We start from the raw sequence: 12,258 nt of genomic DNA on the forward strand, positions 1-12,258 counted from the left end.
GCATGATACAAGTTGATGAGAAACTGAAATAAATTCATGTTAACAAAGTATAAAAAAAGGACTTCAATTGAAGTCCTTTTTTTGTGTTATATTGAAATAATTATTTTACTAATTTTTTCTCAGCGTCACGATAGAAATTTTCTTTTTGATCGTTTCCTAACGTTTTGTAAGCTTGAATTAAGTTACGAATAACTTGACGATTTTCTGGTTGAATTTCGTACATCTTTTCAAGATAAGGAGCTGCTTCTGTAAACAAAGCTTTACGTTTTGCTTCGTTTGTGTTGTAAACTTCTTTCTCTTTTTTAGATGTTCCTAAATTGTTGTTCATTGTTTCAACAATTTCTTTATCTGGTTGCAAAATAGCTAAAACTAAATTGTTATAAGACTCGAAATGTTTAGGATTTAATTCAATCGCTTTTTTAAACAAGTTTTTAGATTCTGCTGCTTTAGAAGCGTCATCTAAATATAAAACACCTAAGTTGTAATAATTTTGCGCATCGTTTGGATTAATTTTAATCGCTTCTTCGATACGTTTTGTCATTTTATCAGCATTTCCAGAAACTTGGTAAATTCCAGTTGCGATATTGTTGATATCAGCATCTTTTGGATATTTTGTAGTCGCTTCTTCTACGATAGCATCGTATTTTTTTGCATTGTACAATCCATTAAGAGCTAAAACATACATATCACGGTTGTAATTTTTTGTTTGATTAGCTGATTTTCCAGTGAATCCTTTTGCTGCTAATTCTTTCAAAATCGTTAAAGATTTCTCATAATCAGCTGCGTTGTAAAAACAGATTGCTGCTTGATATTTGTAGATATCTTCTTTTGTACCTAAAGCTTCAACTAAGTTGAAAACATTTAAGAATTTTGTTCCAGCTTCAGCAAATTGTTTTGCGTCCATTGCTTTGTTTGCAGCGTCTAATTCTTTGTTTGCTAAATTAGAAACTTCAGATTGCAACAAAAAACCATATTTTGGTTGTAAAGCAACTTCTTTTGCTTTTGCGTAATTACCACTAGCTGTAGCTTTATCTAAATCAGCTTGAGAATAGTAAAATTCGTCTTTTTTAGAGTCTTTATTTTTGACTTGCCAAACTTTACCGTTTTCGTATTTAGATAATTTTGCTAAATCTTGACTTGCTTTTGTAACGTCACCTTTTGCTAAGTTTTCTTTTGCTGATTTATTATATTTTTCAGCTAAAACTGTAGGTTCTGTCGTTAATTCTTCTGTGTTAGTTTGAGCGAATGATGTTGACATTGCTAAAACTAATCCTAAACTAAATAATAATTTTTTCATTGATTATTCATTATTTGGATCCTCAGCAGGCGTTTCTTCTGCTTGAGTTTCGTTGTTTTCGTTTGTGTTTTCTACAACAATTGGATTTCCTTCTTCATCAAGTTCTAATTCGTCTTCCAATTCTTCTTCAACTTGTACTTTTGCAATTGCTGCAATTTCGTCGTTCTTTTTCAAGTTAATTAATCGAACACCTTGCGTTGCACGACCCATTACACGAATTTCATCTAAACCAGTTCTAATTGCAACTCCAGATTTATTAATAATCATTAAATCATCTTCGTCTGTAACAGCTTCAATCGCGATTAATTTTCCTGTTTTATCAGTAATATTAAGTGTTGTTACACCTTTACCACCACGATTCGTTTCACGATAATCTTCGATAGAAGAACGTTTTCCGTAACCTTGTTCAGAAACAACTAATACAGTTTCTTTTTCTACATCAGTCACAACAATCATCCCGATAACCTCATTATCTGGTTGATCTCCTAAATTGATACCACGAACTCCAGAAGCAGTACGGCCCATTGGACGAACTTTTTCGTCTTCGAATCGAATAGCTTTACCATATTTAGAAGCGATCATAATTTGAGATTTACCATCTGTTAATAAGGCTTCTAATAATGTGTCACCTTCGCGAACTGTAATTGCGTTAATACCATTTACACGTGGACGAGAATAAGCTTCTAAAGATGTTTTCTTGATGATACCATTTTTAGTTACCATGATTACGTAATTATTATTTACGTATTCTTCGTTCATTAAATCGTGTGTAAGGATATATGCTTTTACTTTATCATCTGGTTCGATGTTGATCAAATTCTGAATTGCACGACCTTTGGATGTTTTAGAACCTTCTGGAATTTCGTACACACGCATCCAATAACATTTTCCTTTTTCTGTAAAGAATAACATGTATTGGTGGTTAGATGCCGAAACCATATATTCTAAGAAGTCTTCGTCACGTGTTGTAGCTGCTCTGTTACCAACTCCTCCACGAGATTGTTTGCGGTATTCAGAAAGTGGTGTACGTTTGATGTAACCCATGTGAGAAATTGTTAAAACAACTTGTTCATCAGGAATTAAATCTTCGATATTTAAGTCTCCACCTGCATAATCGATATCTGTACGACGTTCGTCACCATATTTTTTACGAACTTCTAATAACTCATCTTTGATAATTTGCATACGTAAATCTTCGTTTGCTAAAATATCTTTCAAATGATTAATCATTTTCATGATTTCTTCGTACTCTTCACGAATTTTATCAATCTCAAGACCAGTTAATGTACGTAAACGTAAATCTAAAATTGCACGTGCTTGAATTTCTGATAACTCGAAAGCTTCCATTAATCCTGTACGCGCTTCGTCTGGTGTTGCAGATTCGCGAATGATTTTAATTGCACGATCAAGATCATCTTGTGTTCCGATTACTTTCATGTAACCTTCTAAGATATGAGCTCTTTCTTGTGCCTTTCTCAATTCATATTCAGTACGACGAACAATCACTTCGTGACGGTGTTCTACGAAATGATAAATCATGTCTTTCAAGTTCAATTGCTCTGGTCTACCTTTTACCAAGGCAATATTATTTACACTGAAAGATGATTGTAATTGAGTGAATTTATATAGTTTATTTAAAACAACGTTAGGAACCGCATCCATTTTAAGGACATAAACGATACGCATACCTTTACGGTCAGATTCGTCACGAATCTCAGAAATACCATCTAATTTACCATCTTTTACCAACTCAGCAGTTTTTGCAATCATATCTGCTTTGTTAACTTGGTAAGGAATTTCTGTAGCAATAATACAATCGCGACCATGTACTTCTTCGAAATTAGTTTTTGCACGTAAAACAACACGTCCACGTCCAGTTTCGAAAGCTTGTTTTACACCATCGTAACCATAAATTGTACCTCCTGTTGGGAAGTCTGGTGCTTTGATGTATTGTGTTAATTCGTCAATTGTAATCTCACGATTGTCGATGTAAGCAATTGTTCCGTCAATAACTTCTGTTAAGTTATGTGGCGCCATATTTGTTGCCATACCAACCGCAATACCAGATGCACCATTTACCAATAAGTTTGGAACACGAGTAGGTAATACAGTAGGTTCTTGGATAGTATCGTCAAAGTTTAGTTGAAAGTCAACTGTCTCTTTATCTAAATCAGCTAATAATTCGTCTGAAATTTTTTGAAGTCTTGCTTCAGTATAACGCATTGCAGCAGGTGGATCACCATCTACAGAACCGTAGTTACCTTGTCCGTCTACCAATAAGTAACGCAAAGACCAAGGTTGCGCCATACGTACCATTGTGTCGTAAACAGAAATGTCGCCATGTGGGTGGAATTTACCTAAAACTTCCCCTACAATACGTGCCGACTTTTTGTAAGAACGATTAGAAAAAACACCTAATTCATACATTCCGAATAATACTCTACGGTGTACAGGTTTTAAACCATCACGCACATCCGGAAGCGCACGAGATACGATTACCGACATCGAATAATCGATGTAAGCGGATTTCATTTCATCCTCAATGTTAATTGGGATTAGTCTTTCTCCTTCAGTCATATTGTTTTGTTATATAAGGTGGCTAATATACGAATTTTAAGCTAAAAAAAGACTGATAAAAACAAGATATTTGATGTTTTATGAAAGTTTTAAGGAAACTTTTCTAATCCTTCTAAAAATAGCTTCGTTTGATCTTCGCAAATGATATTGTTGATAAGTTTTAATTGTTATTGTTTTAATTTTCTCTTGCTTAACAAAAAAATGTTTTTATATTTGCACTTCGAAAATTACAAAGTGTAGAACGGAACGCGGTTTACTATTAATTCAGCTTTTTTGTAATTTTCTATCAATTTGATTTTTGAATTAATAATAATAACTGTATATTTGCAACCCATTCGAGTAATGGATTAGAAACTTAGTAAAGATGAGTAAGAGAACATTTCAACCAAGTAACAGAAAAAAAAGAAACAAACACGGATTCCGTGAGCGTATGGCTTCTAAAAACGGGCGCAAAGTATTAGCTGCTCGTAGAAAGAAAGGAAGAAAAGCATTAACTGTTAGTGAAGTAAGAGCTAAAAGATAATCGCTACAATTCATAAAAAATAAGCTTGAAGGTCGTTCTTTCAAGCTTTTTTTTTACATTTGTTTTAAAGACTGTAGAAAGTATGGAAGCTAAAAATGTAATTGAGTTAAGTCAATCATCTATATATCAAAGAAATCATTTAGTATTATCTGACGTTAATTTCACTCTTAACGAAGGAGAATTTGTTTACCTAATCGGAAAAACAGGAAGTGGAAAAAGTAGTTTATTGAAAGTGCTTTATGGTGATTTGCCGCTTCAATCAGGACAAGGTTCTGTGGTTGGAATGGATTTGAAATCACTGAAAACAAGTAAAATTCCTGATCTTAGAAGACATTTAGGAATCGTTTTCCAGGATTTCCAATTGTTAACAGATCGTACGGTAGAGCAAAATTTAACGTTCGTGTTGAAAGCAACAGGTTGGAAGGATAAAGCGACAATCGATAAACGTATTGATGAGGTTTTAGATTCGGTAGGGATGTTGTCTAAAAAGAAAATGATGCCGTTCCGTCTTTCTGGAGGTGAGCAACAACGTGTTTCTATAGCTCGTGCATTGTTAAATCATCCTGAATTAATTTTAGCCGATGAGCCAACAGGAAATTTAGATCCAGAAACATCAAATGATATTATGGATTTGTTGCTGTCAGTATCGAAAGAAAATAATTGTGCAGTTTTGATGGCTACACACGATTACGAAATTATTCGTCGTTATCCTGCGCGTAAGGTACGTTGTGAAGACGGAAGATTATTTGAAGTTGCAGAAGCGATATCAGAATAAGATAAATTACACAATATAATTTTAAAGAAAGAGTTTACTTAGTTGTAGACTCTTTTTTTTGTTAAATAATTAACTAATGTATCAAGGTAAAAAACTTCATTTTATAAGTATGGATGTTCCATTTCCTCCCAATTATGGAGGCGTTATAGATGTTTTTTATAAATTGAAAGCATTTAATCAACTTGGGGTTGAGATTTATTTACATTTGTTTGGGTTTAACGAAACAGATAGCGATGTTTTAAGAATATATGCTAAAGAAGTTTATTTTTATCCAATACATCAAAAGCCTTATTATATTTTTCAGAAATATCCTATTTCAGTAAAATCTAGGGATAGCAAATTATTGTATGAACGAATTAAATCGTTGAAAGCACCTATTTTTTTTGAAAGTCTAAAAACAACATTTATTTTGAATAAATATAACCTTGAAGGTTGTTCTAAATATTTGCGACTACATAATATTGAGCAAAATTATTTTTCTGGATTAGCTGTAAGCGAGAAGAATCTGGTGAAAAAAGCATTGTTTTATATTGAGGCAAAAAAATATATTCAATACGAAAATATTATCCATCAGTTTGATGAAGTTTTTACACTCTCTAAATTTGAACAAAATTATATCCAAGAAAAATACAACAAAGGAAAATTTGTGCCTGTTTTTCATGGAAATGAAACTTTTCAATCACTAAGTGAAAAAGGAAAATTTGCTTTATATCATGGAGATTTGAGAGCTTCGGACAATTGTAAAGTAGTCGATTTCTTGATAGAAGTGTTTAAAGGAATTGATTATCCTTTCGTTATTGCTTCAGGTTCTAGAGAGAATTGGGTAAAAGAAAAAATTAAAAATTATCCTCGTATACAATTTGTTAAATTGAAAGATTTTGATCATTTGAAAAATCTTTTCGAAAAAGCACATCTCAATATAGCGTGGTCTTTTCAGGAATCTGGAACAAAACTAAAAGTGATAAATGCATTATTCAATAGTCGTTTTTCGATAATAAATGAAAATGTGATAGATGATGAGAAAATTAGTGGACTTTGTGTTCAAGTTTCGAATAAATCAGAGCTGATAAAAGCTATTAATCATTTAAAAGATCAATCATTTTTAGCATCAAAAGAATATATTGAAACACTTGAATATGATTTGAATGATAAATTGAATGCCGAAATTATTTTGAAACAAATTTTTAATTAACTTTATGATTATGAACAGAAATCAATTCGCAGATATAATTTTACAACGATTAATTGATCAAAAGGAAGAAATAAGTCAACAATATAATAGTAGCAAAGATAAGATCGGTTATTTTTGGGTTGATGATCTATTGCCAGAAGAATTAGTTTTGGAGATAAATCAAGTTTTTCCACAAGAAAAAGAAATGGTGTTGAAAAAAAGTTTGAAAGAAGATAAATATATTGCTGTTCAAATGGATCAATATCATCCTATTTTAGAAGAAATTATTTACGCTTTTCAAGATGAAAGAATCGTAAATTTGATTGCTGAGATTTGCGAAATAAAACAACCTATTCCAGATTCATCTTTGTATGCTGGAGGTTTGTCTATGATGGGAAATCGTCAATTTTTGCAGCCTCATTTGGATAATTCTCACGATGCGAAAAGAGAATTGTGGCGTGTGTTGAATTTATTGTATTATGTAACGCCAGATTGGAAAGAAGAATATGGTGGTAATTTAGAAGTTTGGCCAAATGGATTGAAAAATGATCAAATTACAATTTTTAGTAAATTCAATCGATTAGCAGTAATGGCAACGCATAATGATTCTTTGCATTCGGTTTCTCCAATAAAGTTTGAAGGTTTTAGAAAATGTGTTTCAAATTATTATTTTTCTAAAGAACCTTTAAGGGAAACAGATTCTTTTCATGTGACTTCGTTTAGAGGTCGTCCAGAGCAAAAGGTTTTGGATCAAGTTTTGCAAGTTGATAATGCACTAAGAATGGGCGTTAGAAAAGTATTTAAAAAAGGAGTAGTGGAAAATCCACATATTTATAAAAAAGAAGAAAAGTAGATTAAAATTTAATCTACTTTTTTATTTTTTCAAAAATCTCCTTCAATTTTAATTCTTCATTTTCCCAACAAAGTTCATTTGCAGCATTTGCAAGGTTTTCTTGGTAACTTCTTTTTCCTTCGTTTAAGATTTCTTGTAGTTTTTCAGCCAAATGTTTTGGTTCGTGATTGTCAATCACTTTTCCAACTTTATATTCTTCGACCATTTTTTTGATTTCGGGTAAATTTGTTGCTAAAACTGGTACTCTAGCTTGAATAAAGTCAAATAATTTATTCGGTAGAGCGTAGCGATAGCTTAATCCTAAATCTTCTTCCATACTCATTCCTACATCAGCTAAAGGTGTTATAGTTTTTAAAGTTTTTGGGGGAATATTTCCTAAAAAATGAATGCGATTAGTCAAGTTAAAATCTTTTACCAATTGTTCGTATTCAGTTTTTTTAGGTCCTTCGCCAGCAATCCAAAATTGACAATTATCAATGTGTTTAAACGCTTCAATCATTTTGTCAATTCCTCGACTCATGTTAATTGCGCCTTGATACAATAATATTTTATCGTTTGTTGGATTTTCGGGTAAGCGAAAGAAAATTAAATCTTGTTTATCGTTAAGTTTTGTTCGGTTGGGAACATTTCTAATCACAGCCGGATTAGCACCATATTCCTTGCGAAACCAATTGGCATATCCATCACTTACTGTATAAAAATACTTGATTTTTGGAACAAGAGAACGTTCTAAAGTTTTCCAAACTTTTTTTGTTTTAGGACGATTGTGTAATGATGGTAATTCTGAATAAATTTCGTGACTATCAAAAACTAAAGGAATTTTTTTGATTTTACTAACCAAATAAAAAGGAAGTAAACTATCCAAATCATTCGCTAATAAAATAGTTTGTTTATCAGCTTTTTTAAGTAAAGTGAAAAACAATTTGTAATTAAATTCTGCATACTTTTTCATTGTTGATTGATTCTTTTGTTCCATCAAAAATGTTTTGTACGGTTTATTCAATTCTGGTCTTCCGTTTATAGTCGCGCCAATCAATTCTACATCGTACCCAAACTTTAACAAAGAATGGCAAACTTTATCTAATCTTTGATCCGTTTCAATATTATTTAGTACAGCAGATAGGATTTTCAATTTTAAGGTTTTTTAAGATTATTTTCCAGGTTTGAAGACGATATAATACGCCTGAACTAAAAATAAAATCGCATTTGGAATAAGGACTGGCCAAGCCTCAATCATAGCAGCATAAATTACAAAACATACACAACCAATTGCATTGATAATGCGGATAATTGTAATCTTCGAAAAAAAGAATGCTAGTACAATAAAGACTGAAGCAAGATAGCCAAAAATATCAGCTATACCAATGTTAGATAAAAAATCCATAAAACGATAAATAAGAATGATAAAGTATAGGCAAAATTATGAAAAATAAGTCGATAACTTTGTGTAAATTTGCACAATGATAGAAACTTTATCAAAGATAAAACACAAAGATTCGCCAAACTTCTTTTTACTTGCTGGTCCATGTGCCATCGAAAGTGAAGATATGGCTTTGAGAATTGCTGAAAAAGTAGTAACAATTACTGATAAATTAGAGATTCCTTATGTTTTTAAAGGATCTTTCAAAAAAGCAAATCGTTCTCGTATTGATAGTTTTACAGGAATTGGAGATGAAAAAGCATTGAAAATTATCCAAAAAGTTGGAGAAACTTTTGATGTTCCAACAACTACAGATATCCACGAACCTTTTCATGCAGAAATGGCGGCGGCTTATGTAGATGTCTTACAAATTCCTGCTTTCTTGGTTCGTCAAACCGATTTAGTGGTTGCAGCTGCACAAACAGGGAAACATGTTACATTGAAAAAAGGTCAATTTCTTTCGCCTGAAGCAATGAAATTTCCTGTAGAAAAAGTGACAGATTCTGGTAATAGTAATGTTGCAATTATCGAGCGTGGAACTATGTTAGGTTACGGAGATTTAGTGGTAGATTATCGTGGAATTCCTGTGATGCAGAATTATGCGCCAGTTATTTTAGATATTACGCATTCTTTGCAACAACCAAATCAAGCTTCGGGTGTAACAGGAGGAAAACCAGAATTAATCGAAACAATTGCAAAAGCTGGGATTGCTGTAGGTGCTGATGGTATTTTTATCGAAACACATCCAGATCCTAAAAACGCGAAAAGTGACGGTGCAAACATGTTACAATTAGATTTGTTAGAAGACTTATTAACGAAATTGGTTAGAGTTCGTCAGGCAATTCTATAAAAATAATTTTTAAAGAAAATTTATTAAATAATACTTAGTCAAGTTGATTAAGTATTTTTAATTTTTTAGATAATGAATAATTTAATTCAGAAATATAATATTCCAGGACCTCGTTACACAAGTTATCCAACTGTTCCGTTTTGGGACAATGATGATTTTACAAAAAAAGGTTGGATTGAAACTTTTCAACGATCTTTCGATGAAAGTAATGCAGAAGAAGGAATATCAATTTACATTCATTTACCTTATTGCGAGTCGTTGTGTACGTTTTGTGCATGTAACAAACGAATTACGAAACAGCATTCGGTAGAAGTTCCGTATATTGATACAGTTTTGAAAGAATGGAAATTATATGTGGATTTATTTTCATCTCGACCAAAAATTAAAGAAATTCATTTAGGAGGAGGAACACCAACGTTTTTCTCTCCAGAAAATTTAAAGAAATTAATTGATGGTATTTTTGAATATGCGGATGTTGCCGAAGGACACGAATTTAGTTTAGAAGGTCATCCAAATAACACAACAAAAGAGCATTTACAGGCTTTATACGATTTAGGTTTTAGACGTATTTCGTATGGTGTACAAGATTATGATCTGAAAGTTCAGGAAGCAATTAATCGTGTTCAACCTTTCGAGAATGTGAAAAGAGCAACAGAAGAAGCGCGCGAAATTGGCTTTACATCGATTTCTCACGATTTGATTTTTGGTCTTCCGCATCAAACAATGGAAGGAATGATGGAAACGATTAATTTGACAAAAGAATTAAATCCAGATCGTATTTCGTTTTACAGTTATGCGCACGTGCCATGGATAAAAGGTGTTGGACAACGTGGTTTTCATGACGAAGATTTGCCTTCGCCAGAATTGAAACGTGCATTATATGAAGAAGGAAAGAAAATGTTCGAGGAAATGAACTATTTCGAAGTTGGGATGGATCATTTTGCTTTAGAACAAGATTCGATGTATCAATCGATGAAAAACCATACATTACATCGTAATTTTATGGGATATTCTTCTTCGAAAACACAATTAATGGTTGGTTTAGGAGTTTCTTCTATTAGTGATTCTTGGTATAGTTTTGCACAAAACGAGAAAACGGTAGAAGAGTACGAAAAATCAATTAATAACGGAGAGTTATCCGTTTTCAAAGGTCATATTTTATCAGAAGAAGATTTGATTATGCGTCGTCATATTCTAAATTTAATGTGTAATTTAGAAACTTCTTGGGCTGATGATAATATGAAATTTGATGATGTAGATCGTATCAAAACTATGTTGCAGGATATGGTTGACGATAATTTGATTGAATTTGTAGAAAATGGTTTGATCGTAAAAGAAGAAGGACGTCCATATGTGAGAAATGTGTGTATGACATTCGATAAGAGAATGATAGATAACGAGCCAGAAACACGCATTTTCTCAATGACAATCTAATAAAATAGATAAATGTTTTAAACTTTATCAAAAAAAGTATATATTTGAATATCTCAAACAATGAAAGAAATAGAAATTCACGGTAAAAAATTTATTCCGTACATCGCTTTTGAAGAAATAGAACACGCCATCAAAAATATGGCAAACGAAGTTTACGAAGAATACAAAGACGAAAGACCGATTTTTGTTGGTGTATTAAACGGAGTTGTAATGTTCTTCAGCGATTTCTTAAAACAATATCAAGGAGAATGTGAGATTTCATTCTTGAAATTAAAATCTTACGAAGGAACAGAATCAACAGGGAAAATTACTATTGAGATGGATATTCCGATGAATGTTGAAGGACGTCACGTAATTATTTTAGAAGATATTGTAGATACAGGTAATACGTTAGTAGAGTTGCACCGAATCTTGAAAGAGAAAAAGGTAAAATCATTAAAAGTAGCAACTTTATTATTTAAGCCAGATGCTTACAAAAAAGATTTAAAGGTAGATTTAGTAGGAATCTCTATTCCTGATAAATTTGTAGTAGGTTATGGATTAGATTTTGACGGATTAGGAAGAAATTTACCAGATATTTATCAAATAAAACATTAAAACAAAATGCTAAACATTGTATTGTTCGGACCTCCTGGCAGTGGTAAAGGAACACAAGCTAAATTTTTAGAAGAAAAGTACCAAACTCCTCAAATTTCTACTGGAGACTTATTTCGTTTCAACCTTAAAAATGAAACAGAATTAGGCGCTCTTGTGAAATCTTACATGGACAAGGGACAATTAGTTCCAGATGAGGTAACAACAAATATGTTGGTTGATCATTTAGATAACAATCCAAATGCGCAAGGATATATTTTTGATGGATATCCACGTACAACATCTCAGGCAGAGGCTTTAGATAAAATCTTAGCAGATAAATACGAAAGCGAAGTTTCGATTACATTAGCATTAGTTGTGGATGACGAAATTTTGGTTCAACGTTTATTAGAGCGCGGAAAAACTTCTGGTCGTGCAGATGATGTGGACGAAAAAATTATCCGTGATCGTATTACAGAATATTACGAGAAAACTGCAATTGTAGCAGAGCACTACAAAGCGCAAGGAAAATGGGTTGAGATTGATGGAGTAGGTTCTATTGAAGATATTACCGAAAAATTGAACGCAGCAATTAAAGAAGTTTTATAAGAACAACTTTTACATTATATTAAAAATGCTCCTTTTAATTAAAGGAGCATTTTTAGTATAATGTCATTCTGAATGTATCTTTTGCGAAATGAAGAATCTGAGATTCCTCGACAAGCTCGGAATGACAATTATGTCAAGTTGAATTTATTTCAGCTTCTCATCAATTTATATCATGT

General features: G+C 32.2%; 12 protein-coding genes. 8 read left to right on the plus strand and 4 right to left on the minus strand.

Annotated features, from left to right (window positions below; genetic code table 11):
* Positions 1–100: 100 nt before the first annotated feature.
* Complete coding sequence (locus tag N5D90_RS16520; RefSeq protein WP_280063380.1) at positions 101–1,297, minus strand: lipopolysaccharide assembly protein LapB; 1,197 nt, start codon at positions 1,295–1,297, stop codon at positions 101–103.
* Between the two features lie 3 nt (positions 1,298–1,300).
* On the minus strand, positions 1,301–3,874 hold the full coding sequence (gene gyrA / locus N5D90_RS16525) for a DNA gyrase subunit A (protein WP_280063382.1): 2,574 nt from the start codon (positions 3,872–3,874) through the stop codon (positions 1,301–1,303).
* 364 nt (positions 3,875–4,238) lie between these two features.
* Here gyrA and rpmH point away from each other — a divergent pair, with 364 nt between their 5' ends.
* From rpmH to N5D90_RS16545, 4 genes are all read left to right on the plus strand, one after another.
* Entirely contained in the window at positions 4,239–4,397 is a 159-nt protein-coding gene (rpmH, locus tag N5D90_RS16530; RefSeq protein ID WP_019974979.1) for a 50S ribosomal protein L34, read from the plus strand.
* 82 nt (positions 4,398–4,479) lie between these two features.
* On the plus strand, positions 4,480–5,172 hold the full coding sequence (locus N5D90_RS16535; RefSeq protein WP_038333079.1) for a cell division ATP-binding protein FtsE: 693 nt from the start codon (positions 4,480–4,482) through the stop codon (positions 5,170–5,172).
* Positions 5,173–5,248: 76 nt separating this feature from the next.
* A complete protein-coding gene (locus N5D90_RS16540; RefSeq protein ID WP_280063384.1) occupies positions 5,249–6,364 on the plus strand; it encodes a glycosyltransferase in 1,116 nt (371 codons plus the stop codon).
* Positions 6,365–6,374: 10 nt separating this feature from the next.
* On the plus strand, positions 6,375–7,196 hold the full coding sequence (locus N5D90_RS16545) for a 2OG-Fe(II) oxygenase (RefSeq protein ID WP_280063385.1): 822 nt from the start codon (positions 6,375–6,377) through the stop codon (positions 7,194–7,196).
* 13 nt (positions 7,197–7,209) lie between these two features.
* Here N5D90_RS16545 and N5D90_RS16550 read toward each other — a convergent pair whose 3' ends face one another.
* Together N5D90_RS16550 and N5D90_RS16555 are read right to left on the minus strand one after the other, a co-directional pair.
* On the minus strand, positions 7,210–8,328 hold the full coding sequence (locus tag N5D90_RS16550; RefSeq protein WP_280063386.1) for a glycosyltransferase: 1,119 nt from the start codon (positions 8,326–8,328) through the stop codon (positions 7,210–7,212).
* Between the two features lie 18 nt (positions 8,329–8,346).
* Entirely contained in the window at positions 8,347–8,580 is a 234-nt protein-coding gene (locus tag N5D90_RS16555) for a hypothetical protein (RefSeq protein WP_052217635.1), read from the minus strand.
* A 76-nt stretch (positions 8,581–8,656) separates the two neighbouring features.
* Here N5D90_RS16555 and kdsA point away from each other — a divergent pair, with 76 nt between their 5' ends.
* From kdsA to N5D90_RS16575, 4 genes are all read left to right on the plus strand, one after another.
* The gene (kdsA, locus tag N5D90_RS16560; RefSeq protein ID WP_038333085.1) at positions 8,657–9,466 is read left to right on the plus strand and encodes a 3-deoxy-8-phosphooctulonate synthase; all 810 of its coding nucleotides are present in this window, start codon (positions 8,657–8,659) and stop codon (positions 9,464–9,466) included.
* Between the two features lie 72 nt (positions 9,467–9,538).
* Positions 9,539–10,900 (plus strand): oxygen-independent coproporphyrinogen III oxidase, encoded by a 1,362-nt coding sequence (gene hemN / locus N5D90_RS16565; RefSeq protein ID WP_280063388.1) that lies wholly within the window; start codon positions 9,539–9,541, stop codon positions 10,898–10,900.
* Positions 10,901–10,960: 60 nt separating this feature from the next.
* Positions 10,961–11,497, plus strand: coding sequence for a hypoxanthine phosphoribosyltransferase (hpt, locus tag N5D90_RS16570; RefSeq protein WP_038333090.1), 537 nt, complete (start codon positions 10,961–10,963; stop codon positions 11,495–11,497).
* Positions 11,498–11,503: 6 nt separating this feature from the next.
* Positions 11,504–12,082 (plus strand): adenylate kinase, encoded by a 579-nt coding sequence (locus N5D90_RS16575; RefSeq protein WP_125350758.1) that lies wholly within the window; start codon positions 11,504–11,506, stop codon positions 12,080–12,082.
* Positions 12,083–12,258: the final 176 nt, after the last annotated feature.

Origin of the sequence: Empedobacter sp. GD03797 (assembly GCF_029842105.1) — a bacterium.
Classification (GTDB): domain Bacteria; phylum Bacteroidota; class Bacteroidia; order Flavobacteriales; family Weeksellaceae; genus Empedobacter; species Empedobacter falsenii_C.

Excerpts from the sequence above, each read along its gene's own strand:
- N5D90_RS16520 (WP_280063380.1), bottom strand. The coding sequence starts at position 1,297 with ATGAAAAAATTATTATTTAGTTTAGGATTAGTTTTAGCAATGTCAACA.
- gyrA (WP_280063382.1), bottom strand. The coding sequence starts at position 3,874 with ATGACTGAAGGAGAAAGACTAATCCCAATTAACATTGAGGATGAAATG.
- rpmH (WP_019974979.1), top strand. The coding sequence starts at position 4,239 with ATGAGTAAGAGAACATTTCAACCAAGTAACAGAAAAAAAAGAAACAAA.
- N5D90_RS16535 (WP_038333079.1), top strand. The coding sequence starts at position 4,480 with ATGGAAGCTAAAAATGTAATTGAGTTAAGTCAATCATCTATATATCAA.
- N5D90_RS16540 (WP_280063384.1), top strand. The coding sequence starts at position 5,249 with ATGTATCAAGGTAAAAAACTTCATTTTATAAGTATGGATGTTCCATTT.
- N5D90_RS16545 (WP_280063385.1), top strand. The coding sequence starts at position 6,375 with ATGAACAGAAATCAATTCGCAGATATAATTTTACAACGATTAATTGAT.
- N5D90_RS16555 (WP_052217635.1), bottom strand. The coding sequence starts at position 8,580 with ATGGATTTTTTATCTAACATTGGTATAGCTGATATTTTTGGCTATCTT.
- kdsA (WP_038333085.1), top strand. The coding sequence starts at position 8,657 with ATGATAGAAACTTTATCAAAGATAAAACACAAAGATTCGCCAAACTTC.
- hemN (WP_280063388.1), top strand. The coding sequence starts at position 9,539 with ATGAATAATTTAATTCAGAAATATAATATTCCAGGACCTCGTTACACA.
- hpt (WP_038333090.1), top strand. The coding sequence starts at position 10,961 with ATGAAAGAAATAGAAATTCACGGTAAAAAATTTATTCCGTACATCGCT.
- N5D90_RS16575 (WP_125350758.1), top strand. The coding sequence starts at position 11,504 with ATGCTAAACATTGTATTGTTCGGACCTCCTGGCAGTGGTAAAGGAACA.